At 60.2% G+C, this 25,727-nt stretch carries 33 protein-coding genes and 1 tRNA gene; 27 read left to right on the top strand and 7 right to left on the bottom strand.

The annotated features are described in order from the left end of the window. Window positions 1-38 precede the first annotated feature (38 nt). On the top strand, window positions 39-626 hold the full coding sequence (plsY, locus tag B5V02_RS23800) for a glycerol-3-phosphate 1-O-acyltransferase PlsY (RefSeq protein ID WP_111546503.1): 588 nt from the start codon (window positions 39-41) through the stop codon (window positions 624-626). Then, complete coding sequence (dprA, locus tag B5V02_RS23795; protein WP_111546502.1) at window positions 623-1,756, top strand: DNA-processing protein DprA; 1,134 nt, start codon at window positions 623-625, stop codon at window positions 1,754-1,756. Before plsY ends, dprA begins: the two co-directional genes overlap by 4 nt. 39 nt (window positions 1,757-1,795) lie before the next feature. Here the strand turns inward: dprA and B5V02_RS23790 are convergent, their stop codons facing one another. Beyond that, window positions 1,796-3,142 carry a glycosyltransferase gene (locus B5V02_RS23790; protein WP_111546501.1) on the bottom strand — a complete coding sequence of 449 codons (1,347 nt, stop codon included), beginning with the start codon at window positions 3,140-3,142 and terminating at the stop codon, window positions 1,796-1,798. A 210-nt stretch (window positions 3,143-3,352) separates the two neighbouring features. Between B5V02_RS23790 and B5V02_RS23785 the strand changes: the two genes are divergently transcribed. From B5V02_RS23785 to B5V02_RS23740, 10 genes are all read left to right on the top strand, one after another. Further along, window positions 3,353-4,135, top strand: a complete 783-nt coding sequence (locus tag B5V02_RS23785; RefSeq protein ID WP_245446130.1) for a hypothetical protein — start codon at window positions 3,353-3,355, stop codon at window positions 4,133-4,135. A gap of 331 nt (window positions 4,136-4,466) precedes the next feature. Beyond that, a complete protein-coding gene (locus B5V02_RS23780) occupies window positions 4,467-5,348 on the top strand; it encodes a dihydrodipicolinate synthase family protein (protein WP_111546668.1) in 882 nt (293 codons plus the stop codon). 22 nt (window positions 5,349-5,370) lie between these two features. Then, the gene (locus B5V02_RS23775; protein ID WP_111546667.1) at window positions 5,371-6,030 is read left to right on the top strand and encodes a GntR family transcriptional regulator; all 660 of its coding nucleotides are present in this window, start codon (window positions 5,371-5,373) and stop codon (window positions 6,028-6,030) included. Window positions 6,031-6,092: 62 nt separating this feature from the next. Continuing rightward, window positions 6,093-7,430: an ABC transporter substrate-binding protein gene (locus B5V02_RS23770; protein WP_111546500.1), complete on the top strand. Its 1,338-nt coding sequence runs from the start codon at window positions 6,093-6,095 to the stop codon at window positions 7,428-7,430. Then, window positions 7,430-8,368 carry a carbohydrate ABC transporter permease gene (locus tag B5V02_RS23765; protein WP_111546499.1) on the top strand — a complete coding sequence of 313 codons (939 nt, stop codon included), beginning with the start codon at window positions 7,430-7,432 and terminating at the stop codon, window positions 8,366-8,368. The genes B5V02_RS23770 and B5V02_RS23765 overlap by 1 nt, the downstream gene beginning before the upstream one ends. Further along, on the top strand, window positions 8,369-9,190 hold the full coding sequence (locus B5V02_RS23760; RefSeq protein WP_056587473.1) for a carbohydrate ABC transporter permease: 822 nt from the start codon (window positions 8,369-8,371) through the stop codon (window positions 9,188-9,190). A 39-nt stretch (window positions 9,191-9,229) separates the two neighbouring features. After that, a complete protein-coding gene (locus tag B5V02_RS23755) occupies window positions 9,230-10,288 on the top strand; it encodes an ABC transporter ATP-binding protein (protein WP_111546498.1) in 1,059 nt (352 codons plus the stop codon). Window positions 10,289-10,511: 223 nt separating this feature from the next. Next, window positions 10,512-11,717, top strand: coding sequence for a tyrosine-type recombinase/integrase (locus B5V02_RS23750; RefSeq protein ID WP_111546497.1), 1,206 nt, complete (start codon window positions 10,512-10,514; stop codon window positions 11,715-11,717). Then, the gene (locus B5V02_RS23745; RefSeq protein ID WP_111546496.1) at window positions 11,714-12,247 is read left to right on the top strand and encodes a hypothetical protein; all 534 of its coding nucleotides are present in this window, start codon (window positions 11,714-11,716) and stop codon (window positions 12,245-12,247) included. The genes B5V02_RS23750 and B5V02_RS23745 overlap by 4 nt, the downstream gene beginning before the upstream one ends. Before the next feature lie 66 nt (window positions 12,248-12,313). Then, the gene (locus B5V02_RS23740; protein ID WP_111546495.1) at window positions 12,314-12,514 is read left to right on the top strand and encodes an AlpA family phage regulatory protein; all 201 of its coding nucleotides are present in this window, start codon (window positions 12,314-12,316) and stop codon (window positions 12,512-12,514) included. 156 nt (window positions 12,515-12,670) lie between these two features. Here the strand turns inward: B5V02_RS23740 and B5V02_RS40760 are convergent, their stop codons facing one another. After that, the gene (locus tag B5V02_RS40760) at window positions 12,671-12,874 is read right to left on the bottom strand and encodes a hypothetical protein (protein ID WP_167458634.1); all 204 of its coding nucleotides are present in this window, start codon (window positions 12,872-12,874) and stop codon (window positions 12,671-12,673) included. Between the two features lie 191 nt (window positions 12,875-13,065). Between B5V02_RS40760 and B5V02_RS23735 the strand changes: the two genes are divergently transcribed. From B5V02_RS23735 to B5V02_RS23695, 11 genes are all read left to right on the top strand, one after another. After that, window positions 13,066-13,719, top strand: a complete 654-nt coding sequence (locus B5V02_RS23735; RefSeq protein WP_111546494.1) for a hypothetical protein — start codon at window positions 13,066-13,068, stop codon at window positions 13,717-13,719. Next, the gene (locus tag B5V02_RS23730; protein ID WP_111546493.1) at window positions 13,716-13,967 is read left to right on the top strand and encodes a hypothetical protein; all 252 of its coding nucleotides are present in this window, start codon (window positions 13,716-13,718) and stop codon (window positions 13,965-13,967) included. The genes B5V02_RS23735 and B5V02_RS23730 overlap by 4 nt, the downstream gene beginning before the upstream one ends. 72 nt (window positions 13,968-14,039) lie before the next feature. Beyond that, window positions 14,040-15,089 carry a phage major capsid protein gene (locus B5V02_RS23725; RefSeq protein ID WP_111546492.1) on the top strand — a complete coding sequence of 350 codons (1,050 nt, stop codon included), beginning with the start codon at window positions 14,040-14,042 and terminating at the stop codon, window positions 15,087-15,089. Window positions 15,090-15,106: 17 nt separating this feature from the next. Then, window positions 15,107-15,550, top strand: coding sequence for a transposase (locus B5V02_RS23720; RefSeq protein ID WP_146606142.1), 444 nt, complete (start codon window positions 15,107-15,109; stop codon window positions 15,548-15,550). Continuing rightward, the gene (locus B5V02_RS23715; protein WP_111546490.1) at window positions 15,547-15,765 is read left to right on the top strand and encodes a hypothetical protein; all 219 of its coding nucleotides are present in this window, start codon (window positions 15,547-15,549) and stop codon (window positions 15,763-15,765) included. The genes B5V02_RS23720 and B5V02_RS23715 overlap by 4 nt, the downstream gene beginning before the upstream one ends. Before the next feature lie 102 nt (window positions 15,766-15,867). Next, on the top strand, window positions 15,868-16,239 hold the full coding sequence (locus B5V02_RS23710) for a hypothetical protein (protein ID WP_111546489.1): 372 nt from the start codon (window positions 15,868-15,870) through the stop codon (window positions 16,237-16,239). A 4-nt stretch (window positions 16,240-16,243) separates the two neighbouring features. Further along, window positions 16,244-16,498 (top strand): hypothetical protein, encoded by a 255-nt coding sequence (locus B5V02_RS40755; protein WP_167458633.1) that lies wholly within the window; start codon window positions 16,244-16,246, stop codon window positions 16,496-16,498. Further along, window positions 16,499-16,744, top strand: coding sequence for a hypothetical protein (locus B5V02_RS40750; RefSeq protein ID WP_167458632.1), 246 nt, complete (start codon window positions 16,499-16,501; stop codon window positions 16,742-16,744). After that, window positions 16,741-17,154: an HK97 family phage prohead protease gene (locus B5V02_RS40745; RefSeq protein ID WP_167458631.1), complete on the top strand. Its 414-nt coding sequence runs from the start codon at window positions 16,741-16,743 to the stop codon at window positions 17,152-17,154. Before B5V02_RS40750 ends, B5V02_RS40745 begins: the two co-directional genes overlap by 4 nt. Continuing rightward, a complete protein-coding gene (locus B5V02_RS23700) occupies window positions 17,154-18,878 on the top strand; it encodes a hypothetical protein (protein ID WP_111546487.1) in 1,725 nt (574 codons plus the stop codon). The genes B5V02_RS40745 and B5V02_RS23700 overlap by 1 nt, the downstream gene beginning before the upstream one ends. 13 nt (window positions 18,879-18,891) lie before the next feature. Next, the gene (locus B5V02_RS23695) at window positions 18,892-19,446 is read left to right on the top strand and encodes a hypothetical protein (RefSeq protein ID WP_111546486.1); all 555 of its coding nucleotides are present in this window, start codon (window positions 18,892-18,894) and stop codon (window positions 19,444-19,446) included. Window positions 19,447-19,458: 12 nt separating this feature from the next. Here B5V02_RS23695 and B5V02_RS23690 read toward each other — a convergent pair whose 3' ends face one another. Next, on the bottom strand, window positions 19,459-19,665 hold the full coding sequence (locus tag B5V02_RS23690) for a helix-turn-helix domain-containing protein (protein ID WP_111546485.1): 207 nt from the start codon (window positions 19,663-19,665) through the stop codon (window positions 19,459-19,461). An 82-nt stretch (window positions 19,666-19,747) separates the two neighbouring features. Between B5V02_RS23690 and B5V02_RS23685 the strand changes: the two genes are divergently transcribed. The 3 genes from B5V02_RS23685 to B5V02_RS23675 are packed head-to-tail and all read left to right on the top strand — an operon-like array spanning window position 19,748 to window position 20,821. Continuing rightward, window positions 19,748-20,263 (top strand): hypothetical protein, encoded by a 516-nt coding sequence (locus B5V02_RS23685; RefSeq protein ID WP_111546484.1) that lies wholly within the window; start codon window positions 19,748-19,750, stop codon window positions 20,261-20,263. After that, entirely contained in the window at window positions 20,260-20,622 is a 363-nt protein-coding gene (locus tag B5V02_RS23680; RefSeq protein WP_111546483.1) for a hypothetical protein, read from the top strand. Before B5V02_RS23685 ends, B5V02_RS23680 begins: the two co-directional genes overlap by 4 nt. Next, on the top strand, window positions 20,615-20,821 hold the full coding sequence (locus B5V02_RS23675; protein ID WP_111546482.1) for a hypothetical protein: 207 nt from the start codon (window positions 20,615-20,617) through the stop codon (window positions 20,819-20,821). Before B5V02_RS23680 ends, B5V02_RS23675 begins: the two co-directional genes overlap by 8 nt. A gap of 140 nt (window positions 20,822-20,961) precedes the next feature. Here the strand turns inward: B5V02_RS23675 and B5V02_RS23670 are convergent. Beyond that, window positions 20,962-21,037 (bottom strand) — tRNA-Lys (locus B5V02_RS23670). Window positions 21,038-21,341: 304 nt separating this feature from the next. On the opposite strand from B5V02_RS23670, the gene B5V02_RS23665 reads away from it, so the two are divergent. Next, complete coding sequence (locus B5V02_RS23665) at window positions 21,342-21,833, top strand: BA14K family protein (RefSeq protein ID WP_111546481.1); 492 nt, start codon at window positions 21,342-21,344, stop codon at window positions 21,831-21,833. A gap of 89 nt (window positions 21,834-21,922) precedes the next feature. Here B5V02_RS23665 and B5V02_RS23660 read toward each other — a convergent pair whose 3' ends face one another. The 3 genes from B5V02_RS23660 to B5V02_RS23650 form a co-directional block, all read right to left on the bottom strand. Next, on the bottom strand, window positions 21,923-22,402 hold the full coding sequence (locus B5V02_RS23660) for a DUF6882 domain-containing protein (RefSeq protein ID WP_111546480.1): 480 nt from the start codon (window positions 22,400-22,402) through the stop codon (window positions 21,923-21,925). A gap of 11 nt (window positions 22,403-22,413) precedes the next feature. After that, on the bottom strand, window positions 22,414-23,907 hold the full coding sequence (gene glpK, locus B5V02_RS23655) for a glycerol kinase GlpK (RefSeq protein WP_111546479.1): 1,494 nt from the start codon (window positions 23,905-23,907) through the stop codon (window positions 22,414-22,416). Between the two features lie 92 nt (window positions 23,908-23,999). Beyond that, window positions 24,000-25,727 carry an ABC transporter substrate-binding protein gene (locus B5V02_RS23650; RefSeq protein WP_111546478.1) on the bottom strand — a complete coding sequence of 576 codons (1,728 nt, stop codon included), beginning with the start codon at window positions 25,725-25,727 and terminating at the stop codon, window positions 24,000-24,002.

The following is a 25,727-nucleotide window of genomic DNA, read 5'->3' as shown; positions in this document are numbered from 1 at the left end:
CCTGATCCGGCCTATCTGGGGGAAATGCGGGGGAAACAATGACTTACAGCCTCATCCCAGCGCTGGTGTTCGGCTATCTCCTGGGTTCGATTCCGTTCGGCCTGCTGCTCACGCGCGCGGCCGGCCTTGGCGATGTGCGCAAGATCGGCTCGGGCAACATCGGCGCCACCAATGTTCTGCGCACCGGCAACAAGGGGCTTGCCGCGGCAACGCTGCTGCTCGACGCGCTGAAGGGCACGGCCGCCGTGCTGATATCTGGCCATTTCGCACCCGAATTGGCGCTCTGGGCCGGCCTTGGCGCCTTTCTCGGTCATCTCTTCCCGGCATGGCTGGGATTCAAGGGCGGCAAGGGCGTCGCGACCTATCTCGGCGTGCTCATCGGCCTTGCCTGGCAGGTGGCGCTGATCTTCGCCGTCGTCTGGCTGGTGATGGCTTTCCTGTTCCGATACTCCTCGCTGGCAGCGCTGACGGCGGCCATCGTCGTGCCGATCGCCCTGTATTTCCTGAGCACGCCGCAGATTGCCGCCCTGTTCGTGGTGATGAGCATCATCGTTTTCATCAAACATAGGGAAAACATTTCACGCCTGCTTGCCGGCACCGAGGGCAAGATCGGAGCCAAGGAGTGAGCGAACCCGCCGCCGGGCCGCGCCTCAGCGACCGGCAGCGGCTGAGCTGGCTGCGGCTGATCCGCACCCAGAATGTCGGGCCCGCTTCCTTTCGCGACCTGATCAATCGCTTCGGTTCGGCCGAGGTGGCGCTGGAGATCCTTCCGGAATTGATGATTTCGGGCGGCGCCAATCGCATTGCCCGCATCCCTTCCGTTGCCGAAATCGAGGCCGAATTGGAGACGGCGCGAAAGGCCGGCGCGCGCTTTGTCGGCATCGGCGAACCCGACTATCCGCCGCTGTTGCGCAGCATGGACAATCCGCCGCCACTGTTGGCGGTCAAGGGCAATGCCGCCGTGTTCCGGCTGCCGGGCGTCGCCATTGTCGGCGCGCGCAACGCATCGCTGGCCGGCATCAAGATGGCGCGCTTGCTGGCTGCCGATCTTGGCCGCGACGGCTATGGCATCGTCTCGGGGCTGGCGCGCGGCATCGACACGGCGGCGCATCAGGGCAGTCTCTCGACCGGCACGATCGGTGTGCTGGCCGGAGGGCTCGACCTGCCCTATCCGCCCGAAAATGCAGGACTGTGCGAAGAAATTGCCGAGCGCGGCGCCGTCATTTCGGAAATGCCGTTCGGCTGGCAGCCGCGCGCCCAGGATTTTCCGCGCCGCAACCGCCTCGTCGCGGGCGCGGCCCTTGGACTGGTGGTGGTCGAGGCAGCGCAGCGCTCTGGATCACTGATCAGCGCCAGGCTTGCCGGCGAAATGGGCCGGCTGGTCTTCGCCGTACCGGGCTCACCGCTCGATCCGCGCGCCGCCGGCACCAACGGCCTGCTCAAGGACGGCGCCACCCTGGTCACCGAAGCTTCGGACATTTCCAGGGCGATTGCGCCACTCACCGGCATGCGAGCGCCGGATGTGCCTCCGTTTCAAGACCCGCCCGATTTCTCGGCCACACCGCCGCCCGGCGAAAGCGACCGCGCCCGCGTCATCGAGGCGCTCGGCCCGACGCCTGTGTCGGTCGACGAGATCATCCGCCACACCGGCCTGCATCCGGCTCAAGTGTTCATGGTGCTCTTGGAACTCGACCTCGCCGGCCGGCTCGAGCGGCATGCCGGCGGACATGTTTCGCTGGTGTTCGAAGGTTCCTGAAGGGCAGCGTCGCCCCGCTCAATCCTGAAGCGATCAGCTTCAAACTCGCCCGCGTGCCCGAAGAAGCATTTTTCTTACAAACAGCGGGACCACGCCGTTGTAGAGGCGTTTGCTCTCGTTGACGAAATTTGAAAGGCCAGACAGCTGCTCTTCAAGTCGATGCAATCTAGCCTGGCTGTCCTGGGCCACGCTGTCGAGCGAAGCGGAGACATCAAGGATCGAACCAATTTTTGCAATGTCAGGTCCAATGGATTTGACCTGCTCGCCAAGCTCCATCAACGACGCGGCATTGCTCTCCAGCGTTTTTGTGCTTGATCGCAGCAATTCCACCAGCGCAGTCTGGTCTGGCGCAGTCCGCCATCCATGTATCTCCTTCACGACGGCGGCCCATCTGCGCGGCGCATACGAAACGCCGACTTCTTCGATCCAGCACGCGGTGGCCAGTGAGCGTTCGTCAGCGGTCGCATCCGTATCGGCCTGCATGGCCTGATTGTAGACCCTGAGATGTTCTTCGACGAAGTGCGAGACATCAGCCACTTCGCGAAAATAGGCTGAAACCTTCGCGGCATCGTCGGCATCGAACCGCGAGATCGCTTCCATCAGATTTTCGACAGTGGTCGGCCTCGTCAGAAGACCAACCCCGAGGTTCATTCGCCGCCATGCCTCCATGTTTGCCGTATCCAGCAAGCCAGCGAAGCCACGCGCGTCGCAGACGACGACCGAGCACCCCACCGCCGCGGCTTCAATGGCCATGCGCGCGGTTGCAAACACGATGTCGTATTCGAGCAAATCCTTTTCGAGTTGATAGGAAAAGCGTCCCGTTGCCGGACCCAACTCATCCAGGTGAATGTTGCTTTTCGAGCAGGCTTCGCGCACCGCTTGCTGGTGTGCGAGATGCTTGGTCAGCAGCAGCCCTCTTGCGGGTCTTGAAGGCAGCGGCAGGCGGGGCTTGAAACGTTGAAGGTCGACCGCATTGTAGATGAGGTCCAACTTGTCCGCCGGTACACCGCGCGACAGGCATTTGGCCTTGCACGCTTCGTCGACCGCGATCCAGCGGCGTATCTGCGGATGAAGCATCGGGGCTTCGACCTCGAGGGAAGCGCTGTGGCAGGAAAACACCGCTGGCACATCGGGAAACCGCGCCAGCGCGGTCAGGCAAGGCGTCAAATGCTGACCGTGAATTATGTCGGGCTTTTCGACGATCTCCGCAATTCGATCCACCACATGGTGTCCGCGTTGGCGCATTCTGTCGGCCATATCGCCAAGGGTTGGAGCCAGCAACATGGTTTGATGACCGGCACGGCGAAGCCCGTCGGCCAGCAATTCGACAACGGCTTCGGTACCGCTGTTATTCGACACGAACAGATTGGTAATGAGAACCCGCAAATGCCGCCTCCTTAGCTGTTTCACAACCTCCGCATTGGCGGCGAGGAAAACAGATGCTAGGCAGCGTTCTTAGTTTGAAGGCATTGACCAGACAAGTTTGTACAGAAATGACCGGCGCCAACTCGATGTTGGGGAACCTCTTTGGTGCCTGGTCGCCTTGGATGCAATCTAGAAGGGGATGTATGCCGAAACCCGGATTGGAGCCGTTTTTTGCCCGAAAAGTTGCAACATGTGCTGATCCTTGCACATCCCGGGCATGAGCTTAGGATTCATCACTGGCTTGAGCTCAGGAAACCACGAATCTACCTTTTGACGGATGGTTCGGGCGGACATCACTCTTCCCGAACCCAATATTCACGCGACGTGGTGGAAGCTACTGGCGCAACCGCAGGCGCAGTATTTGGCGATATTCCGGACGCAACCTGGTATAAAGCGCTGTTGGCTGGGGATAGTGGCGTCTTTACCGATGTGCTGTCGAGAATCAGCGTCGATGTGTCTGACATGCAGGACGTGCAAATCGTCTCGGACGCGGTCGATGGCTACAATCCTATGCATGATCTGGCCTATGCATTCGGCAATGCCCTCGACAGGCTGCTGCAAAGCACAAAGCCAGGGCGCAAGCAGCTTTGCTCCGCCGCGGTTCCCAACGTGCCGGGGGTTGTCGAAGTGGAAATCCAACTGGATTCGGCTGCTCGCGCCAGAAAGATGGCTGCGGTCAAAGCCTACACCCCATTGGCGGACGAAGCCCGCCAGATTTTGAATCGGGATCCGCAGTGCTTCGACAGGGAACTTCTCATCTCGCAGCACTTTGACTGGGATGCGCCCTGGACGCCGGAGTGGGAGCGAATCGGCAAAGAGCGCGTGGCGAATAAACTTTACGACAGATGCATCACCTACAGGGAAAATGTGCAGCCGGTGGCCCAGCAACTCATGTCGGAAAGCGACCGAAATCACGTGTCGCGTAAAGTCGGGCGTCTGCATTCCAGGGCCTAGCCACGAAATCTCGACCAATACCTGCGCTGATTGTGAAACGATGGTGAGCGCGATGGGATTCAAACTCATCACCCACTCACCACTATCGCGGTGGACGGGATTCTGAGGTTCTAGCGGCCTTGCAAACCGCCGCCCTCGGCAATCGCATCGCCAATCAACTTTGCGCGCTCGGCTCTTGGGCCGGGCTACACGCTCCTGCGGGCTCGAAAAGGCAGATCCGGCTAAGGGGCGGTGTGCGAGCGCCTCATCGAAAAAATTTGGCCAGCCTGATTTACAACTGACATGTTAGTGAGATATCACTGCCTGCGAACTTCTTTTCGGAGACTTGCCGGTGACATCACGCTTTGGCCTTTCAGCCGCCCTCACCACGCCTTTTGATGCCTCCGGGCAGATCGCCATCTCCCCCATGGTCGCCCAGGCTAGGAGTTGTCTGGCCGAGGGATGCGGTAGCGTGACGCTTTTCGGCACCACCGGCGAAGGCGCTTCGGTGGGTGCCGTGGAGCGGCGGGCGGTGACCGAAGCCATGCTGGCCGCCGGGATTCTGCCGCATCAGCTTGTTGCCGGCGTGCTGGTCGATGCAGCCGAAGACGCCGCCGAACAGGCCCGGCATGCCTTGCAACACGGCGCCCGCAACATTCTCCTCGCGCCGCCGAGCTACTTCAAGAATGTCGGCGAAGACGGTCTTTTCGGCTGGTTTTCCGCCGTCTTTGCCGCGCTTGGTCCCCTCGCCCGTGGCGTGCTCCTCTACAACATTCCCTCGGTCACGATGGTGCAGCTCTCGCTTGGCCTGATCAGCCGGTTGCGCACGGCCTTTCCGGACGTGGTCGCCGGTGTCAAGGATTCCGGTGGAGATTGGGACTACAGCGCGGCACTGCTCGGGGCTCATCGTGATCTGGTGATCCTGATCGGCGACGAGCGGCATCTGGGACGAGCGGTGCGAATTGGCGCTCAAGGCGCAATCTCCGGCATGGCCAATTTCGCAACGGGCGAGGTTCGCGCCATGGCCGATGGACGCGACGATGCCCGCGTCGAGACCTTCGTGCTCGAATTGCTCAAATATCCGGTCACGCCGGCGGTGAAGGTCATGGTGGCGCGCAAGACAGGCGACGAGCGCTGGCTGGCGGTCCGTCCGCCGCTGGAGCCGATCGCTTCGCAGGGGCAACAGCAGCTTGCGGCCGCCTATGACCGGCTGTTTGCGACGGAAGCGGCCTGACCGGCAAAGGAAGCGCGCTGAAATGGAAGACGGCAGCGAACCGACCACCCTTAGGGAAAAAGCCTATGCCAGCTTCACGCGGCATTTGCTGGCCCGCGACCTGCTGCCGGGCCAGTTCGTGTCGCAACGCGAACTGGTTGCCTTCACCGGATTGCCGCTCGGTGCCATTCGCGAAATCGTGCCGCGTCTCGAGGCCGAAGGACTTCTGACGACGATCCCGCAGCGCGGCATGCAGATCGCCCATATCGACATCAGCCTGATCCGCGAGGCTTTTCAGTTCCGCCTGTTCATGGAGCGCGAAGCGGTGGCGCTGTTCACCGCCAGCGCTTCCGATGACGAACTTGCTCGGCTGCGGCGCGAACATGAGGAGATGCTGGCGCAAGCCCTGTCGCAGGCGCCGACGCCCGAAATGGAAGCCAAGGCCCAGAACATCGACTGGGCGATGCACGACACCTTCATCAATGCGCTGGGCAACGAGATCATCGCCAAGGCCTATCTGGTCAACTCGGTGAAGATCCGGCTGATCCATCAGGAGCGCTTCCGCATCGACGGGCGCGTCGTGCCGGTCATGCGCGAGCACCTCGCGGTCATCGAAGCCATGGAGAGCCGCGAGCCGCAGAAAGCGGTCGAGGCGATCAGCCTGCATATCGACAAGGCGCGCCGGCTGGCGCTGCAAATCTGAGGAAGCATGAGCCGCGCCGCGGTCGCGGTGCAATCCACAACGACAGCAACCGGGAGGAAGAAATGTCGTCCAATCTGTTCAACCCAACCAGGAGGCAACTCCTCCAGGGAACCGCGGCACTTGCCGCCGCCGGCCTTGCAGGCATTCGCCCGGGCTTTGCCGCCGGTGTCGACTGGAAACGCTTTGCCGGCACGACACTCGATGTCAATCTCGTCAAAAGCCCGCGCAGCGACACCCTTATAAAATATCTCGCCGAGTTCGAGGAGCTGACAGGCATCAAGGTCAATGCCGAGGCAACGCCCGAACAGCAGCAGCGCCAGAAGACGGTGATCGAGCTGAGCTCCGGCAAGCCGAGCTTCGACGTCGTGCATCTGAGCTATCACGTCCAGAAGCGGCAGTTCGAGAAGGGCGGCTGGCTGGCCGACATCGCCGGCTATCTCGCCGACCCCACGCTGACCGATCCGGGGCTGGTCGAAAGCGATTTCGCCGATGCCGGCATGCTGTTCGCCAAGGACGGCAAGGGCGTGCTGCGCTCGCTGCCTTTCTCGGTCGATTACTGGATCCTCTACTGGAACAAGGAGTTGTTCGAGGCCAAGGGCCTGAAATATCCCGAGACGTTCGAGCAGATGGTGGCCGCCGCCGAAGCGCTGACGGACCCCTCGACCAACACCTACGGTTTCGTCGCCCGCGGCATCAAGAACGCCAACACGCCGGTGTGGACGTCACTCATGCTCGGCTACGACATGACGCCACTCGACGGCCAGGGGAAGCTGCGCACGGAATCGCCCGAGGCGATCGAGGCCGCCGGCCTCTACCAACGGCTGATGACCAAGTCCGCGCCTCCAGGCGTCACCGGCTTCAACTGGGCCGAAGCGCAGTCCGCCTTCCTGCAAGGCAAGATCGGCATGTGGTTCGACGGCGTGGGCTTTGCCCCGCCGATGGAAAATCCGGAAAAATCGCGGGTGGTCGGCAAGGTCGGCTACGGCGTCATGCCCAAGGGGCCCAAGGCGCATGCCGCGGGCACCTTTGGCGACGGGATCGGCGTGACGGCCGCCAGCGAGAAGAAGGAGGCCGCCTATCTGTTCTGTCAGTGGGCAGTGTCGCCGGCCATGGGCGCACGCTTGCTGCAGGCAGGCGCCGGCGTACCGTTCCGCAAATCGGTGCTTGAAGATCCAAAGGTGCGCGAAGGAGTCATCATGCCGGCAAGCTGGCTCGATGCGGTGGTCGGCTCCGGCAATGTCAGCCGGCTGTCGCTGCCGGTCATCATCCCGGTCACCGAGTTCCGTGACATCTATGGTGTCGCGCTGACCAACCTGATCGCCGGTGCTGATCCGGCACAAGAGCTGAAGAAAGCCACCGAACAATTCCAGCCGGTCCTCGACAGGAGCGAGCAAGGCTGATGTCCGCCACCACCCCAGAACGCACCGGGGTGACGACGCAAGCCATCGAAGGGAGCCAGGCGATCCGGCTGGCTCCCAACTATTGGCCCTTCGTCATTCCGGCGCTCATCGTCGTCGGCGCCGTGATCGTCTTTCCCTGGGCCTTCACGCTGTGGATGAGCGTCAACCGCTGGACGCTCGGCCAGTCGCGAAGCTTTGCCGGGGTGGAGAATTATCTGCGGCTGGCTGTCGATCAACGCTTCTGGGAATCGCTTTTCCATACCTTGACCTACACCTTCCTTTCGGTTGCCGCGCCGATGATCCTCGGCACCGTCGCCGCCCTGATCTTCGACGCCAGGTTCCCGCTGCGCGGCCTGTTGCGCGGCGTCTTCGTGATGCCAATGATGGCAACGCCTGTTGCCGTAGCGCTGGTCTGGACGATGATGTTCCATCCCCAGCTCGGCGTGCTCAACTACCTTCTGTCGCTGGTCGGCATCCCGGCGCAGGAATGGATCTTCAACGCCAACACAGTCATCCCTTCGCTGGTTGCGGTCGAGACGTGGCAGTGGACGCCGCTGGTGATGCTGATCGTGCTGGGCGGCCTGGCGTCCGTGCCGCGCGAGCCGTTCGAGAGCGCCGAAATCGACGGCGCCAATGCCTGGCAGCAATTCCGCTACCTCACTCTGCCGATGATCGCACCGTTCCTGATGATCGCGGTCATTATCCGCACCATCGATGCGCTGAAGAGCTTCGACATTATCTACGCCATGACCCAGGGCGGCCCAGGCACGGCCTCGGAGACGATCAACATCTACCTCTACAACACCGCCTTCTCCTACTACGACATCGGCTATGGCTCGGCCATGGCCGTGGTTTTCTTCATCGTCATCGTGGCCCTGTCCTTCATCCTGCTGATGTTGCGCCAGCGCTCCCAGTGGATCGGCGTGGAGGGCAAATAGATGAGTTCACGGCTGCTCAACCAGATCGGGCTGTTTTTCGCGGCTCTGGTCTTTGTCTCGCCGGCGATCCTGTTCTTCCTCTGGATGATCTCGCTGTCGCTGAAATTCGAGATCGACAACGGCGCCTATCCGCCGATCCTGATCCCCGAACACCTCGCCTGGTCGAACTATGCAAAGGTGTTCGAGGAGAACAATTTCCTGCTCTATCTCTGGAATTCGGTTCTGGTGACAGGCACGGCGACGCTGCTGGCGCTGCTGATCGGCGTGCCGGCCGGCTATGGCATCGCACGGCTCAAGGCCGAACGGTCGGCGGTCGTCATCATGATCGCCCGCATGACACCGGGGCTTTCCTATCTCATCCCGCTGTTCCTGCTGTTCCAATGGGTCGGGATTCTCGGCACGCTATGGCCGCAGATCATCATCCATCTGGTGGTGACCGTGCCAATCGTGGTCTGGGTGATGATCGGCTATTTCGAGACCACGCCTATGGAACTGGAAGAGGCGGCCAACATCGATGGCGCCAGCTCCTGGCAGGTTTTCCGGCTGGTCGCGTTGCCCATCGCCAAGCCGGGCATCGTCGTCGCCTTCATCCTGTCCGTCATCTTCTCATGGAACAATTTTGTCTTCGGCGTGGTGCTCGCCAGCCGTGAGACGAGAACGCTGCCGGTCGCCGTCTACAACATGCTCTCCTACGAGCAGGTGAGCTGGGGGCCGCTCGCCGCCGCAGCACTTGTGGTGACGTTGCCGGTGCTGGTTCTGACCATGTTCGCACAAAGGCAGATCGTCGCCGGACTGACCGCCGGCGCCGTCAAGGGCGGCTGAGGCACAGTCCGACATCAAACTTTTTTCGAGGAAAACCCAATGGCATCGGTCACAATCAACAACGTGCAGAAAGCCTTCGGAGCCGCCAAGATCATTCACGACGTCAGCGTCGATATCGCCGATGGCGAGTTCGTCATCCTGGTCGGCCCGTCGGGCTGCGGAAAGTCGACGCTGCTGCGCATGATCGCCGGACTTGAAACGATCTCGGGCGGCAAAATCACCATTGGCGACCGCGTCGTCAACAATCTGCGGGCACGGGACCGGAACATCGCCATGGTGTTCCAGAACTACGCGCTCTATCCGCATATGACGGTGGCCGACAATATGGGCTTTGCCCTGAAGATCAAGAAAGCCGATCCGGCCGACACCGCCAGCCGCGTCGGCAGGGCCGCCGGTATTCTCGGCCTGGACAAGCTGCTTGACCGCTACCCGCGCCAGCTTTCCGGCGGCCAGCGCCAGCGCGTCGCCATGGGCCGTGCGATCGTGCGCGACCCGCAGGTTTTTCTGTTCGATGAACCGCTGTCCAATCTCGACGCCAAATTGCGCGTCCAGATGCGCGGTGAGATCAAGGCGCTGCACCAGCGGCTGGGCACCACCACCATCTATGTCACGCATGACCAGATCGAGGCCATGACCATGGCCGACAAGATCGTCGTGCTGCACGACGGTCTTGTAGAGCAGATCGGCGCGCCGCTCGACCTTTACGACCACCCGGCCAATCTCTTCGTTGCCGGCTTCATCGGCTCGCCCGCCATGAACTTCATTGCCGGCCGTATCGAGGAAGGCGTGTTCCGCAGCACCAGCGGACTGACGCTGCCTCTGCCGGAAGGCATCCACCCGGCGCATGCTTCAGGGGGCGACCTGGTCTACGGCATCCGCCCGGAACATATCCGTGCGACTGCCCAAGGCATCCCAGGCAAGATCACGCTTCTGGAAGCGACGGGGTCGGAAATCTTTGCCAAGGTGGATTGTGGTGGCGAAGAGATCTCCTGCCTTTTCCGCGAGCGGCTTGTGCTGAAGCAGAGCGAGCAGGTGCGCATCGAGATCGACCGCGCCTGCGCTCATCTATTCGACGCCAAAACCGGTCGGCGACTGTAGGATTGCTGCCACGGACTCGGAACTGTTGGTGAGCGCGATGGGATTCGAACCCATGACCTACTGATTAAAAGTCAGGCCCTCATCACTAAGGCCGACTAAACCGGGCTAACGCAACCGTTGCATAACCTACTGAAAAGGCATACTACTTCTATCCAGCTTAGCTGACTTTAGTTGTCCTTATCGGCACCGATTGTTAGCCAGCCGTTAGCCGGAAGGAAGTCCTATGACCCGCAGGCGCAAGTTTTCCGACACAGGCGTTGAGGCGCTGAAGCCCAAGGCAACGCGCTACACTTCCCCCGATCCCGAGCTGCGCGGGCACTACGTCCGGGTGATGCCGTCCGGGGCGAAATCATTCGTTGCCGTGGCGCGCGACCCGAACGGGAAACAGGTTTGGGCAACCATCGGCGCCGCCGACAAGATGGGCATTGAGAAGGCGCGCACGCTGGCAAGGGAAGCCATTGAGCGCATCCGCCAGGGTTTGCCACCTGTCGAGCAAAAGGCCGCTCCGGTGACCTTCAATGACGTTTCAGACGGCTATCTCAAACGCCACGTTGTCGCCAAGGGTTTGCTCTCAGAATATGAAATCCGCCGCTGCCTTGACGTGTATGTCATCCCCCAGTGGGGCAAGCGGGAATTTGTCTCGATCCGGCGCGGCGACGTTGCCGCCCTGCTCGACAAGATCGAGGACGAGAACGGCGCCCGGCAGGCGGATTCGGTGCTGGCGATCGTCCGCGGTGTCTGCAACTGGTTTGCCGCTCGCAACGATGACTATGTGTCGCCGATCGTCCGGGGAATGCGCCGCACGGTTCCGAAGGATCGGGCTCGCGAGCGCATCCTTACCGACGATGAAATCCGATCCATCTGGAAACATTCGGAAGGCCCTTTCGGCGCAATGATGCGGTTTGCCCTCGCGACCGCTCAACGCCGCGAAAAGCTGATGACGATCAAATGGGACGACGTGTCCATTGATGGCGTCTGGCACGTGCCGAGCGACGACCGTGAGAAGGGAACCGGCGGCGACCTCAAGCTGTCTGCCCTCGCCCTCGAAATCATCCGCAGCCAAAGCCGGATGGGTAAAAACCCCTACGTCTTCGCTGGTCGCGGCGACGACGGCCATTTCAACGGCATGTCGCGGGCAAAAATCAACTTCGACAAGCGCGCGAAGGAAGCTCAGGCGAAGTTAGAGCCGTGGGTTATTCACGATCTGCGGCGCACTGCCCGCTCTCTCATGTCCCGTGCTGGCGTCCGACCCGACATTGCAGAGCGCGTCATGGGCCACGTGATTGCCGGCGTGGAAGGGATCTATGACCGACACGCCTACCGCGACGAAAAGGGCGATGCTTTGGAACGCCTGGGCGCCCTACTCGATACCATCATCAAGAACGACCCTAGCGCCAACGTGGTGCCGATCAGGAAGGCAGCACAATGAACCACCAAGAGTTTTATGACGGCTACCTCAACAGATGGAAAAAACACTGGGAAGAAACCGGATTGCTTCCGGTTCTTTTCAGCGCTGTCGGCATGTGCGCCGAATGGAAAATTCCGCTGCCTGAATGGGCATCACTGGCGGTTCTCAACCTGATCATTGACAACTTCAACACCAAATCCATGCCGGGAGTCAAAGGCCCTCACGCCCGCCTTAAAAGCCGAATGGTAAAGGACTATGCGCACTATCTCCGATGGTCGGCCGTAAGAAGCTGCCTATTTCTTGCCGGGCTTGATGAACTGCCAGAACCGGCCAAAAAGGGCCGGCCGCCCAAGAGCAAGGATAACGGGCCGACAAGGGACGGCCTACTGAGCGAAGCGATGCAACTGCTGAGCAAAAACAAATACGCGCAATCGGTGACGCAGGACGCGGTTGAGGAAAGTTACACCACCGTAAGCGGTTCAAGGGCCGCTGGCGAAGACCGCTTTCGCTTCGAAGACTTCCAATTAATTGCGCCTCAAAGCGCGACTTAAAGCTTTTTATTTTCCGCTAAGATCGACGTATCTGGGTGGCCTCTCGCTCAACCAAAGAGGCACCCGATGACTACGTTTCTCCGCTTCAAAGACCTTAAGGCGCGCGGCATCGTCACCAATTGGCCGACGTTGCTCGACTGGATCAAGGACGAAGGCTTTCCGCCGGGAAGATATTTCGGCCCCAATACTCGCGTCTGGTCAGACGAAGAGATTGATTGCTGGACGGCTTCGCGTCCCCTCGCCCGCTCGGAAAGCGAGGCCGCATAATGGCTGCTTCCCCCGCAACTACCGATCACGTTGGCGACGAGCGGATAAACCAATGCGCTCGATTCCTGGCGACAACGCCACCGCTGGCAAGGCCAAGGCCGCTGCTGCCGGCAATGCGCGAAATGTTCGACCTGTCTTCGGCTGATGTTGTGATTGCTATTCGCCAATCGCATCAGATTGCGGGAGGCGCGAATGCGAGCGGCTGAAAAGCGAAAGCTCGCCGGCCAGGGCGAGCTTCGCGAGAACGATATTCAGAACAGCAATGGCAGCAGCATTACCAAAACACCCCGCCAACGTCCAGCGAAAGACACTTCGCAGGCGCGTTGGAAGGCTCGGAATCAATGGGCCGTCTGGGCTCATTCCTGCCTTGCCGCCGCGATCCGCAGGGGTCTAGTCCAGCGCCAGCCTTGTAGCGTCTGCGGCACAACCGACAACGTAGATGGGCACCATAGTTCGTATGATAAACCGGCGGCGGTAATCTGGCTTTGCAGGTTGCATCATGTCCAAACCCATCGCCGCGCGTTGAAGCCCAAGCGTAAAGGCCATGCGTGATGGCCGACGACAAAGGCCGCGCACGGCGCGGAAAGCGCACCCAGATCGGCGGGCAGTTCTCTTGGCGGCTGATCGACATGCAACGCTCACCGGCCTACCGAGCCTTGTCACTGTCGGGCCATCGGATCTTGTCCAGGCTTGAAATCGAGCTTGCCAGCCACGGCGGCGACGACAACGGCAAACTGCCGACGACGTTCGACCAATTCGAAGAATACGGCGTGCATCGGCAGGCCATCGCCCCTGCAATCCGTGAAGTGGTTGCGCTGGGCTTTGTGGAGATCACAGAGCGCGGCAGAGCCGGCAATGCAGAGTGGAGGCGCCCGAGCGTCTATCGCCTCACATATCGGCCTACACGGCTGACTGAGGCAACCGACGATTGGCGCAAAATCAACACGAAAGAGCAGGCGGAACTTATCGCTTCTGCCGCGCGGAAGGCGTCTGAAAAAACAAAAGTCCAGTATCGGAAACCGTACCAAGGATTAGTACGGAAACCGCACCGCTCAGAGCCGTTTCATAGTACGGAAACCGTGGGCACTACCCATAGTACGGAAACCGTGGGCACCTCTATATCTCGGGAGGATGTAGGCAATCCGATAGGCAAGGTTTCCGATGCTCTGCTGCGCAACCTAAAGCGCAAAGGGCTGGCACGATGACCGGCGGCCAATCCAGAACGGCCGATCAGCGGCGCGAGGCCGACCGGATTCGGAAGCAAGAGGAGCGCGCCCGCTACGACGCGGGAATCATCCTGCTGCCCGTGGCCTTGAACAAGCAACACATTACCCGACTTCTGGTTAATCTGAAGAAGATCGATCCTGACATTTCGAATGATCGGAAGGCGCTTTCAGAAGCCGTGTCCGAGTTGCTGGCTAGCCTGAAGGCCGTTGATATCGTCCCTGAATAAACCTATTGCGTCACGTGTGACAAAACTCTTTCGTGTGCTTCAGAGCATTTGAACCGTGATTTGGAGACCACTATGCGCGCTGCAATTTCTGTCCCGTTGGACATCGACAAGGGAATGGACTTCGCCCGCATCGCCCGCGTCATGGCTTCGTCCCCAATGGCCGAAGAGCGCGGCCTGATCGCAGAACAATCCGGCCTGTCGCCGCGTGTTGTGTCGATCGTCAAAAGCCCTGTCGCTGCCGGCCAGGCAAACGGCGACACATGGGGCTCGGAGCTTTCGCAGTACGACATCGTGACGTCGGCGTTCCTTGATAGCTTGAGAAATTCCGGCCTGTTTTTCCGCTTGCTCGATGGCGGCATGTTGCGCGTTCCATTGAGGAGCAAGCTTACGGCTCTCACGGCCGGCGCCAACGCCTATGTTGTCGGCGAAGGCAGTGCGAAAAAGATCAGCCGCTTGTCGCTCGAAACTGAGAGCATCGACCCGTTCCGCGCGGCTTCGATCGTCGTCGTTTCGGATGAGTTGCTAAAGCTGGGCGTGCTTTCCGATCCCTTGATTTCTCATGAACTGCGAGGCGCTACCGTCGTCGCCGTCGATGAGAAATTCGTGGCCATCCTGGCCGCTGCGGCCAACACAGCGGCGAGCTCGGGCTCGACCGTCCAGGCCGTGCAGCAGGATTTGCGAGTTGCGTTGGCGGAGCTCGACCTGGGGCAGCAATCGCGGCTCTATTTCGCCACGCATCCCGACACGATCAAAAGTCTTGCAACCATGACAGTGGACGGCGGATTCGCCTTCAGTGATATCAACCCGGTTTCCGGCGGCACGCTTTTGAAGACGCCGTTGATCCCGTCCGATGCAATTGCAAGCGGCGAGTTCTACGCGATCGACGCCAGCGGCATTGCCGGCAATTCCGACGCGGTCACGATCGAGCGATTCAAGCATGCGACCGTGCAGATGGACGACAGTCCCGACAGCCCGGCCACAACCTCGACCACGCTCATTCCGCTGTTCCAACGCAACCTCGTCGGCATCGTTGCCTCATGCTGGGCCGGCGCCAAAGCCGTCCGCGCGAACAGCGTGTTCAAGCTGACTGGCGTCGATTGGGGCTCTGGAAACAGCCCGTGATCGGAGGGAGCGCCATCATGAGCGAAGCAAAACGCATCAGAGACAAAGCGGCCGGCAAGAGAAGCGCGGACGACGAGGCGTTTATTGCCGAAGTCCGTGAGGTTCGCCAGCTCCTTATCGATAGCAACGGGTTCACAGACCTTCTCAAGCCGTTGTCGACACGGATGGTGTTTGATCTGCTCGCCGAATTCCACGTGATCAGTCGCAAGACACATGAAGCAGCAGAAGCACGCATCAAAGCCCTGGAAGAGGGCAAGGTGATCGGCGTGAAGTATGCCGGCACCTATCAGCGCGCGCTGCCCTACCAGAGGGGCTCTTGCGTCACGTATCAAAGCAGCATGTGGACGGCGCTCGCCGACGTGCCGGAAGGCATCGTGCCCGGCAACAACGCCTCACTGTGGCAGCTATCCAGCAAGGGCGACAAGCCCGTCACCGTCACTAACCCGAGGGCAACCAAATGACGCTCACCGAAGCCGACGCCAAGCTAACCGATGCGATGCGCGCGGCGCTGCACGAGCACGCCGAATTCATCCAAAGCAAAGGCGGCACCGCTGACGAGATCAAGGCATCTGTCGACGCGTACGCCGAGCTACTGCGCGAGTGGCACAAGAAGACGATGGGTGAGATCACGCGCTTCGCAAGCGAACCATCCGCGCCTTCCCATGCGGTCAACTGACCGGGGGGGACTTTGCCGATTCCTGCGAGCAAACCATGCGACCGGCCCCCATCCATTATCTTTCATTAAATTGAGCATTTCATTGGTGAGGCAAAAAAATAAATGGCGAAAAACCTCAAACTGGTAGCCAACAACCCGCCCAAGAGCCCGGCGCCACCTCGTCCCCTTGGCGAGCACGGCCGCGCTCTCTGGCAGTCAGTCCATAGCCAATACGGCATTGAAGACGCCGCCGGCATTGAATTCCTGGTGACGGCCTGTCAGGCGCTCGACCGGGCCGAGGCACTGAAGGCGCAAATCGATGCTGACGGCGCTGTCATTCGGACCAAGGCCGGGCTCAGGGATCATCCCGGCTTGAAGCACGAGATCGCATCGCGTTCGCTGTGCATCCGCACGCTCGCCCGCCTGGGCCTGGATCTTGAGCCGGTGCGCGCCGGTCCTGGCCGGCCTTCTGGCGGTGTCGGATGGGAAGGCTAGCGAATTGGCAACGAAACGCACGCCGCTTCGGCGCCGACAGATAGGCAGTGCGGCAGAGCTTGCCGCATGGTCCGACGCGTTCACATGCGAGTTTGATTTCTTCAACGATCTGGAACCGTTTGGACTGTTCACCGACGCTGAAGTCAAAGCCGCCGCTCCCGAGGCATGGAAGCGCCTGGGAGGCGCGTTCCTGGCCTCATGGAAGCCGACCGACACGCGCGAAACACCTTGGGCCTTAGACGAGTTCGGAGCGCCCTGAATGGCCACAAAGCGCACGCCACTTCGCCGCGACATCAAGCGCTGGATCAGTCCCGCCGCGATCGACGCATTCAAGGCCGGCGACCGCATGGGCCTCTACCATGCCCTGGCGCTGAAGCCTTGGCAGCCGAATCCACTCGAAGTCGACGGGCCGGAGCCGCCAGAGTGGGGAAGCGGCACGGCTTGGGTGGCAGATTGGCCGATGATGTGGGAAATCCGGCAGGATCTGGAGGCGGCTTGCAAATGATGATCGCCGGCTATGCCATCGCCTGGGGTGTTATCTGCAACGATGAATTTGTCGTAGGCGCCGGCGCGTTCCACCAGCTGATCCAGCGCGGTTTTCAACCTCAAATGTTGCTTGAGCATGAAGGTGAGGAAATCGGCAGATGGCTTAAAATTCGAGAAGACGACCGGGGCCTTCTTTGCGTGGGCGAGGTCTTTTCAGATTCGCCGCGCGCTCAATTGGCGCGGGATCTCATGGTGTCGGGGAAACTGCCTGGCCTTTCGCTCGGCCGCAAGGAAACCATGGCAAGACCGATTGCCTCCGGTATTTCCTTTGTTCGCCAGGTGCTCCGGATTGATGAGATCTCCCTGGTTGAAGAGCCTCGCTGTCCGGCCGCACTCATCGACTCCATTTGCGAGATGGGGGCCGGTTAATGTCGCTTCCCGGCACAAAGGCTTTCGTTGGCATATGGCTCCAGCACAAGGACACCCCAGCGCCAATCGTTGCGATTCCGGAGGTTCAAACAAGCCTTCCGACGTCTGCTTACGGTCAGACGATCCCGGTCGTATGGTTCAAGGCGCGGCTGCCTAGCGCCTATATTTGGGTGGCTCCTATCCTGACAGTGACGGAAACGCATCAGGAATCCGGTTTTTGGGGCATCATCCAATCGACAACCTCTACCACGGCCAACATGTCGGCCAGGTTGCGGTTCGCGCGGCCGCTCGTTCCGGACTCGACGTGGACGCTTCGGAAGTTCTACGCCAACGGCAGGCTGATCTATGATGCGACGACGGGCTACAGGCAGGACGGCTTGCAGTTCACTGCTTATGATGGGCGATCGACCCAGCTTCGTGATCCAACCATGGTTGCCGAGGAAGGAGAAGAAAACGTCTCCGCCCATCGTGGCTATCTCGATATCGTCGTCACTGATTTCGATATCGTCGGTCTCGGTGCGCCGCCGGTTTTCGAGGCGGAATGGATACAAGAAGCATCTTCGGTCGACATCGACAATTTCACGATCCTGTTGCCGACCAGACTCTACACGGTGCCCGTTGTGGATTGGGATTCTAACACCTTCTACGCTCTCGATGGTGATTTCTGGATCCGCCGTTTTCACATTGCCGGCCTTCGCGAAATTTACGCCATCCCGATCAGTTTCAACGCCTTCAGCTATTCCGATATTGATAGCGGCACCATTCGGTTGATCCCGCAACTCGGCTGCCTCCTGGCATTCTTCCAACGCTCCGGCGGTGGCCTGACTTGGTACGCAGTTCTAATCGACATCGAAACCGGCGCGATCGTGGCCGAAGACACAGGCGGCACGATCCAGTTTATCCAGACGGGCGCCCTATGTCGGTTTGGCTCGGCTTCCGTCTACGTCGCGCATGCCCATCTTGGCGTCCTCTTGATCTACCTGATCAAGGAAGAAAGCATCACCAGAACGTTATTCACCGGTGGCTGGGAGGGTTACAGCGAAGTGCCATCCATGGTGTTCGGCGCGGTTCGCTCCAACAATGCAGACCTATGGATGTGTGCCGATAACAAGCTGGTCAAAGCGGTCATCACCTCGACGGGAGCGATCTCGACCACTACCGAGTTTGCGACCTTCGCTACCGACCTGGTTTATGTTCTCTGGCATGACGGGGATCTGATCGTTTTCACCGATGATCAGCAGATCATCCGCGTTGACGGAGCGACCGGCGCGACGGTCTGGACGCAAGCCGTGCCCTATCAGATCACCGCGAGCTTTCCTGACCCGGACCTGCATCGCCTCGATGGGGTGTTTTTCTTCCAGGACGTGACGTCCTACAGTTTCACCGACCTCGATACCGGCCTGACGACATCGATTGCCAATCCTTCGGGAGAGGTGCCGAAGGTGGTCTACGACGGCCGATCCAACCTGACCGTGAACACCCATCAATTGTTAGCCCAGCCATTTCGCGCATTCTTCGACGGATCGGGCGACGGCACGCAAGGGGAGCTAACCGATTTTCTAACGGCCCTCATGCAGGCCGGCGGCTACGACGCGTCTGAAATCGCCTTTGAGGGTGTCTTAGACGACATGATTGACGGCTCTGTCATCGACATCACGGCCGGCGTCAGGGACATCGCCCGTTCCGTTTGTGAGCCTTATTCCATCGCCATATTTGAACGCTGAAGGAGTACGAAAGATGACTTTTCCTTTCCCGTCGGTCGTCGCGAATAGTTCGTCGCACGTTGCGACCTGGCAGACCAACGCCCAAGCGAACCCTACCGGCAACAATGGCGGTTGGAACGGCTACACTCATCGCGAGCGGATACTCGCGGCCGGTCTTTCCAACGGTGGCGGATCGAAAGTCCGCGTGACTTTGAAAGCAGGGAGTTCGGCCGGTTTCACCATCGATTCCTGCTATATTGGGGCAGGCGCATCCGTGGGCGATACCTACGATTTCGAGACGACGCCAACGCAATTGCTATTCAATGGCGGCAACGCAGGCGTCACGGTGACGACGGGCAATTCGATCCTTTCTGACGAGATCACCTATACGGTCGACGCGAGCAAGAACTTAATCGTGTCGATGCATTTCAGCGCAACATCGGCCGTCGGCATTGATACCGGCGCCACCAACTGGAACGGGTATTCCAAGGCTGCAGTGAGCGAAGCAGGCACCGTGAATGTGAGCGGCTATTCGGCAGGCGGCGGAAACGTCAGCTATGGCCTAGCGAAGGTCGAATCGTTCGTATGAACCGGTCCATCCCTAGCCCTTCCGCAGCCTCACCCCGGCGCCGCCGCCGTTCTCGGCGATGAACTCGACGCCGGCCGCGACGAGAGCTTGCTCGATCGCTGCCAATGCCTCTTCCGAACCGCCATACCTGCCTGTCTCGAAATTTGAGATCGTGTTGCGGTGAACTCCGGCAGCCTTTGAAAGGTCGGTCAGGGACCAATTCAAAGCCGCTCTAGCCATCCTCACTTGTGCAGGCTTCACAACTCATGATCCTTGTGCTAATTTCACAAGTGTAAGTATCACAACTGATCGGAGAAATCCAATGCCGAAACCATCGTTTCCGGCGGCCGGCGAAGCTTTGCCCGCTGCCGAGGTAATGCCCATCCTGGGGAGATTTTCCCGCCGCGCCCTGATTGGCGCCTTCGCTTCTGTTCCGGTCATAGGTGCCGCCACAGTGGCGGCGGGAGCGGTTTCAGTGCTTCCCGTCGAAAGCATAGACGACCGCGTCAGGCGCATAGCTGCGACGCTTACCGAGGCAATGGACGAATGGAACCCCGATTGGCGGGCGCAAATCTATGAGAGCCCGATCATGGCGGCGTTCCGCGAATGGGACGCGCTCTATGTTCGGACCTACCGAGATCCGACGCTTGACGATGACAATAAGATATCTCGCCTTTGCGAAGCCATGAAGGCGGTCGAGGACCGCGTAAGGGAGATACCGGCGAAGACGACGACCGAACTATTGGCCAAGGTCATGATGATTTCCATCTATGGCAGCTTCGCGCCGTGTGATGACGAGGACGCCTTCTATGCCGAAGCGCGGGCGGTGCTGTCATGAACGCGCACACGCCCGTCCTGAAGCCCCTTGGAATGCCGAAGGGCATGGACCCGCGCGAATGGCGCCAGTCGGTCGAGAAGCGCCTGAACGACCTCCTGGACCGCGCCATGTCGCTGATAACGGCGCTGGACCTCATGGAAGCTGACTATTGCGACGACGAGGCTACCGGAGACGACGAGTCGTCGCTGGGCTGGGGAGAGCGCCCCGGCTGCCACATGGAATGCGACGATCGCGAGCAGGACGACTGCGACGACGAGGACGGCCACGACGCCGAAGGGTATTGCCCGGAGGACTACGGCGAAACGATCATGTGGCCGGACGACCTCAAGTCACAGGAAGTGCTGGTGCGCTATGAGTGACGCGATCGACGCAATCGACAACATCACAATGGTACAGCATCTTTTTTTCGCAGCGCTGATGGCGTTGGCCGACATCGATGACATGCAGGAGCGCAGTGCTCTAGAAGCTGTGCTTAGTGAAGGTCTAGCGAAGCTCAATGCAGGGATTGGGACGCTTGAAGGCATCAGGGCGAACGGCGAACAGCCCGACCACAACTGAAATCCGTCACCGTGACGGTTTTGGCCCGCTGCCTCACGGTGGCGGGCTTTTTGTTAGCCGTCTGTTAGCCTTGTCAGATTTTGGCAGGACAGTCGTTTCGGAAGCGAAACTTTATGTGATTGTTCTAGCTTGGAAATTTCTGGTGAGCGCGATGGGATTCGAACCCATGACCTACTGATTAAAAGTCAGTTGCTCTACCGGCTGAGCTACGCGCTCCCGCGGGCTCTAAAGGCCGCCCTCGAAATTGCGCGGAACATAGGGAGAGTGCCTCGACCGGTCAACCGGAAAAAGAGTATCGCCAAGCCAAGCTTTCCCAGCAATGCCATGTCGTCTGTCTGGCCACTTCGACCAGGACGTCGAGAGCCGTCCAGAGCAGCCGAATGAACGGCCCCTGCTGCCATTGCCAGGCCAAAGAAATATTACAAATCAGCAACTTGATATTTTTGCGCGGAACAATTGCTGGGCTCGTCCGTTCTCCCACCACAAGGGACGTCAATCACCCTTTCGAAGGAGAAGAAGAATGAACAAGATCGTATCGGGTATACTGGCGACCACTCTGTCAGTTTCGTTTGCAGCGACTGCCATGCCGGCCAATGCCGCCCAGGTGTTCGTGCCGCAGGCACCGGAGGCCTCATCAAATATCCTGAACGTCGAAGCCCGCAACGGCGATAGGAATTTCCAATGGCGTCATAACCGCCATGGCAACCGCAATTTCGGCAACCGTCGTAACTTTGCCCGAAACAATGACGGCGGCGCCTACTGGAATGGTCATCGCGGCTACCGCGAGTACCATCGCGGCTATCGTCGTCACGGCGACAACTGGTTCCCGCTGGCTGCCTTCGCCACCGGTGCCCTGATCACCGGCGCGATCATCAACAACGAAAACAACCGTGTCTACGAAGGCAACTCGCATGTGCAGTGGTGCTATGATCGCTATCGCAGCTACCGCTCTTCGGACAACACGTTCCAGCCGAATTACGGTCCTCGCCAGGAGTGCCGTTCCCCCTACTGATCACGGGTGAGTACCAGTAACTGATAGTGTCGCGTGGAAAGGTCCGTGCCATGGCGCGGGCCTTTTTCGTAAGCAATGGCGACCCAGGATCAGCCTGCCCAGCTGACGCTCTTGAAGATGAGATAAAGCGCACCGCCTTCACCACGCGGTGAGCGGTACGCTCCAAGGGCATCGCAAATTCGAACCATTGCACCGGTCAATTCCCAACCGAGCGCTTCCAGGTCATTATCCGCATCCGTCACGTAAGCCTGAGCCAGCGCATCAATGCTGTTCTTCTCGCCGAAGGATCGAACGAGCTTTGCGTCGGTGAGGAGATCGTCGGGTAAATTTGAATTTGCCCAGGCCCACAGCCAGTTGTCTGCCTTGGCGCTCGTGGAGCCGGCAATCTGGATCTCGGTGATCACCTTGACGGCCCCGTCTTTGGAAAACAGGAGCCTGCCGGTCGTCATGTCATAATCGTAGCGTGACCAACTGCCGAGGCGGAATTCCTTATGCAAGCGGTCATTCTTGGCATGCAGTTGCTCAACGGCCTCGTCGCGCCTGGCTCCATTTCCCCTCGCCCTAAGAATCTGATGCGGATTTATTGCACACTCAGAGTCCTGCGCACAGCATCGCGCCAGCCTGCCAGCTTGGCGGAGCGCATGGCGCTATCCATATCCGGCTGGAAACGCCGCTCCAGCGCCCAGCTTTTCGCAAACTTCTTGGCATCCGGCCAGACGCCGGCCTTCGAGCCGGCGAGCCATGCGGCACCGAGCGCCGTCGTCTCCAGAATGGTCGGGCGATCGACCGGCGCGTCGAGGATGTCGGCCAGGCGCTGCATGGTCCAGTCCGACGCCACCATGCCGCCATCGACCCGAAGCACGGTCTTTGCCGAAGCGCCCTTCCAGTCCTTGCGCATGGCATCGAGCAGGTCGCGCGTCTGGTAGGCGACGGCTTCAAGCGCCGCGCGAGCAAACTCCGCCGGACCGGAATTGCGGGTCAGCCCAAAGATGGCGCCGCGTGCCTCGGCATCCCAATGCGGTGAGCCGAGCCCGACGAAGGCCGGCACCAGGTAGACATTCTGCGTCGGATCAGCCTCGGCCGCCAGTTTGCCGCTCTGCTCGGCCTTGCCGATCACCTTTATGCCATCGCGCAGCCATTGCACGGCAGCACCCGCAATAAAGATCGAGCCTTCCAGCGCATAGGTCGTCTTGCCGTTCAGCCTATAGGCAATGGTCGTCAGCAGCCGGTTCTTCGAGCGCACCAGGTCGCTGCCAGTGTTGAGCAGCGCAAAACAGCCAGTGCCGTAGGTCGACTTCATCATGCCCGGCTCGAAGCAGGCCTGGCCAATGGTCGCGGCATGCTGGTCGCCGGCAACGCCGAGGATTCTTATCTCGGCGCCGAAGAGATTTTTCTCCGTGATTCCATAGTCATCGGCACAGTCTTTTACCTCAGGAAGCATTTTCGCCGGGATGTTGAGAATCGAAAGCAACTCGTCGTCCCAGGCATTCTCTGCGATGTTGTAGACCAGCGTGCGCGAGGCGTTGGTGGCGTCCGTGGCATGGACCTTGCCGGCGGTCAGGCGCCAGATCAAAAAACTGTCGATGGTGCCGGCGAGCAGCTCGCCCTTCTCGGCACGCCGCCTTGCTCCTTTGACCTTGTCGAGCATCCAGGCGATCTTGGTGCCGGAGAAATAGGGATCGAGCAGCAGGCCGGTCTTTCGGGTGAATTTCTTCTCAAGCCCCTGCTTCTTCAGCTTCTGGCAGAGCGTCGCGGTGCGCCGGTCCTGCCAGACAATGGCATTGTGGATCGGCTTGCCGGTCGCCCTGTCCCAGATGACGACAGTTTCGCGCTGGTTGGTGATGCCGATGGCCGTGACATCCGCAGCGGCGTGGCCGGCTTGCTTCAGCGCAGCCTTCACCGTCGTCACGACGCTCGCCCAGATTTCCTCGGGGTCATGCTCGACCCAGCCGGAGGCCGGATAGTGCTGGGTGAATTCCTTCTGCCCGCTGCCGACAACCTTCATCTGGCCGTCGAACAGGATCGCCCGGGTCGATGTCGTTCCCTGGTCGATTGCCAGCACAAAACCGCTCATTCCCACGTCCTCCGCCTTGATACAAACAGGGGAGACGGCAACATGCCGCCTCCCCCAATGTCACACGGGCGCGAACGCCCGCATAGGACAGCCTATTTCTGCCAGCTTTTCACCAGTTCGTCGTAGTTGATGGTGATCGGCTTTTCCTTCTCGTTCTCGATCTTGAGCTGAGGTGCGAGATTGCCTTTCTTGACCGCGTCGGCGTTCCAGTAGGCGAGGTCATGCTCTTCGGCCATCTTCGGGCCGATATCGCCCTGAACGCCCGACTTCTCGATGCGGCTCATGACCTTTTCCTGCTCGCCGCAGAGCGAGTCCATGGCTTCCTGCGCGCTCTTGGCACCCGACGACGCATCGCCGATCGCCTGCCACCAGAGCTGTGCCAGCTTCGGATAGTCAGGCACGTTGGTGCCGGTCGGCGACCACTGGACGCGGGCCGGCGAGCGATAGAACTCGATCAAGCCGCCGAGCTTCGGTGCACGCTCGGTGAAGCTCTTGTCGTGGATCGTGCTCTCGCGGATGAAGGTCAAGCCGACATGGCTCTTCTTCACGTCCACGGTCTTCGAGGTGACGAACTGCGCGTAGAGCCAGGCGGCCTTGGCGCGGTCGGTCGGCGTCGACTTCATCAGCGTCCAGGAACCGACGTCCTGATAGCCGAGCTTCATGCCGTCCTTCCAGTAGACGCCATGCGGCGACGGCGCCATGCGCCATTTCGGCGTGCCGTCGTCGTTCAACACTGCCTTGGCGCCGGCATCGACCATCGAAGCGGTGAAGGCGGTGTACCAGAAGATTTGCTGGGCAACCGCGCCCTGCGCCGGAACCGGTCCGGATTCAGAGAACGTCATGCCCTGGGCTTCCGCCGGTGCATAGGCTTTCAGCCAGTCGAGATATTTCTGGATCGAGTAGACAGCGGCCGGGCCGTTGGTGTCGCCGCCGCGTGCCGTGCAGGAGCCGACGGGTCGCGAATTCTCGTCGACCTTGATGCCCCATTCGTCGACCGGCAGGCCGTTCGGAATGCCCTTGTCGCCGTTGCCAGCCATCGACAGCCAGGCGTCGGTGAACCGCCAGCCGAGCGACGGGTCCTTCTTGCCATAGTCCATGTGGCCATAGACCTTCTTGCCGTCGATCTCACGGCCGGTGAAGAATTCGGCAATGTCCTCATAGGCCGACCAGTTGACCGGCACGCCGAGTTCGTAGCCGTACTTGGCCTTGAAGTCCGCCTTGTTGTTCTCGTCGTTGAACCAGTCGTAACGGAACCAGTAGAGGTTGGCGAACTGCTGGTCGGGAAGCTGATAGAGCTTCTTGTCGGGCGCCGTCGTGAACGAGGTGCCGATGAAGTCCTTCAGGTCGAGGTTCGGATTGGTGACATCCTTGCCGTCGCCCGACATCCAGTCGGTCAGGTTGCGCACCTGCTGGTAGCGCCAGTGGGTGCCGATCAGATCGGAATCGTTGACCCAGCCGTCATAGAGGTTCTGGCCGGTCTGCATCTGGGTCTGGATCTTCTCGACGACGTCGCCTTCCTGGATGACGTCATGCGTGACCTTGATACCGGTGATGGCGGTAAAGGCCGGCGCCAGCACCTGCGATTCATACTGGTGCGTGGCGATGGTTTCGGAGACGACCTTGATGTCCATGCCGGCGAACGGCTTGGCTGCGTCAATAAACCACTGCATTTCGGCTTCCTGGTCGGCGCGCGAAAGCGTCGAGAGCGGACCTATCTCCTTGTCCAGAAAGGCTTTTGCCTCGTCCATCCCGGCGTAGGCGTTGCCCACGCCGAGCAATAGGACAAGGGCAGTCGTTGATGTTAAAAATTGCCGTCGCAT

The sequence above is a fragment of the Mesorhizobium kowhaii genome, assembly GCF_003253745.1.
Lineage (GTDB): Bacteria > Pseudomonadota > Alphaproteobacteria > Rhizobiales > Rhizobiaceae > Mesorhizobium > Mesorhizobium kowhaii.
Note: the sequence above shows the minus strand (reverse complement) of the source record. Positions and strands in the feature narration are given on the sequence as shown.

Coding starts and splice junctions, on each gene's coding strand:
- plsY (WP_111546503.1), top strand. CDS start 39: ATGACTTACAGCCTCATCCCAGCGCTGGTGTTCGGCTATCTCCTGGGT.
- B5V02_RS23775 (WP_111546667.1), top strand. CDS start 5,371: ATGGAAGACGGCAGCGAACCGACCACCCTTAGGGAAAAAGCCTATGCC.
- B5V02_RS23770 (WP_111546500.1), top strand. CDS start 6,093: ATGTCGTCCAATCTGTTCAACCCAACCAGGAGGCAACTCCTCCAGGGA.
- B5V02_RS23765 (WP_111546499.1), top strand. CDS start 7,430: ATGTCCGCCACCACCCCAGAACGCACCGGGGTGACGACGCAAGCCATC.
- B5V02_RS23760 (WP_056587473.1), top strand. CDS start 8,369: ATGAGTTCACGGCTGCTCAACCAGATCGGGCTGTTTTTCGCGGCTCTG.
- B5V02_RS23755 (WP_111546498.1), top strand. CDS start 9,230: ATGGCATCGGTCACAATCAACAACGTGCAGAAAGCCTTCGGAGCCGCC.
- B5V02_RS23750 (WP_111546497.1), top strand. CDS start 10,512: ATGACCCGCAGGCGCAAGTTTTCCGACACAGGCGTTGAGGCGCTGAAG.
- B5V02_RS23745 (WP_111546496.1), top strand. CDS start 11,714: ATGAACCACCAAGAGTTTTATGACGGCTACCTCAACAGATGGAAAAAA.
- B5V02_RS23740 (WP_111546495.1), top strand. CDS start 12,314: ATGACTACGTTTCTCCGCTTCAAAGACCTTAAGGCGCGCGGCATCGTC.
- B5V02_RS40760 (WP_167458634.1), bottom strand. CDS start 12,874: ATGAGCCCAGACGGCCCATTGATTCCGAGCCTTCCAACGCGCCTGCGA.
- B5V02_RS23735 (WP_111546494.1), top strand. CDS start 13,066: ATGGCCGACGACAAAGGCCGCGCACGGCGCGGAAAGCGCACCCAGATC.
- B5V02_RS23730 (WP_111546493.1), top strand. CDS start 13,716: ATGACCGGCGGCCAATCCAGAACGGCCGATCAGCGGCGCGAGGCCGAC.
- B5V02_RS23725 (WP_111546492.1), top strand. CDS start 14,040: ATGCGCGCTGCAATTTCTGTCCCGTTGGACATCGACAAGGGAATGGAC.
- B5V02_RS23720 (WP_146606142.1), top strand. CDS start 15,107: ATGAGCGAAGCAAAACGCATCAGAGACAAAGCGGCCGGCAAGAGAAGC.
- B5V02_RS23715 (WP_111546490.1), top strand. CDS start 15,547: ATGACGCTCACCGAAGCCGACGCCAAGCTAACCGATGCGATGCGCGCG.
- B5V02_RS23710 (WP_111546489.1), top strand. CDS start 15,868: ATGGCGAAAAACCTCAAACTGGTAGCCAACAACCCGCCCAAGAGCCCG.
- B5V02_RS40750 (WP_167458632.1), top strand. CDS start 16,499: ATGGCCACAAAGCGCACGCCACTTCGCCGCGACATCAAGCGCTGGATC.
- B5V02_RS40745 (WP_167458631.1), top strand. CDS start 16,741: ATGATGATCGCCGGCTATGCCATCGCCTGGGGTGTTATCTGCAACGAT.
- B5V02_RS23700 (WP_111546487.1), top strand. CDS start 17,154: ATGTCGCTTCCCGGCACAAAGGCTTTCGTTGGCATATGGCTCCAGCAC.
- B5V02_RS23695 (WP_111546486.1), top strand. CDS start 18,892: ATGACTTTTCCTTTCCCGTCGGTCGTCGCGAATAGTTCGTCGCACGTT.
- B5V02_RS23690 (WP_111546485.1), bottom strand. CDS start 19,665: ATGGCTAGAGCGGCTTTGAATTGGTCCCTGACCGACCTTTCAAAGGCT.
- B5V02_RS23685 (WP_111546484.1), top strand. CDS start 19,748: ATGCCGAAACCATCGTTTCCGGCGGCCGGCGAAGCTTTGCCCGCTGCC.
- B5V02_RS23680 (WP_111546483.1), top strand. CDS start 20,260: ATGAACGCGCACACGCCCGTCCTGAAGCCCCTTGGAATGCCGAAGGGC.
- B5V02_RS23675 (WP_111546482.1), top strand. CDS start 20,615: ATGAGTGACGCGATCGACGCAATCGACAACATCACAATGGTACAGCAT.
- B5V02_RS23665 (WP_111546481.1), top strand. CDS start 21,342: ATGAACAAGATCGTATCGGGTATACTGGCGACCACTCTGTCAGTTTCG.
- glpK (WP_111546479.1), bottom strand. CDS start 23,907: ATGAGCGGTTTTGTGCTGGCAATCGACCAGGGAACGACATCGACCCGG.
- B5V02_RS23650 (WP_111546478.1), bottom strand. CDS start 25,727: ATGCGACGGCAATTTTTAACATCAACGACTGCCCTTGTCCTATTGCTC.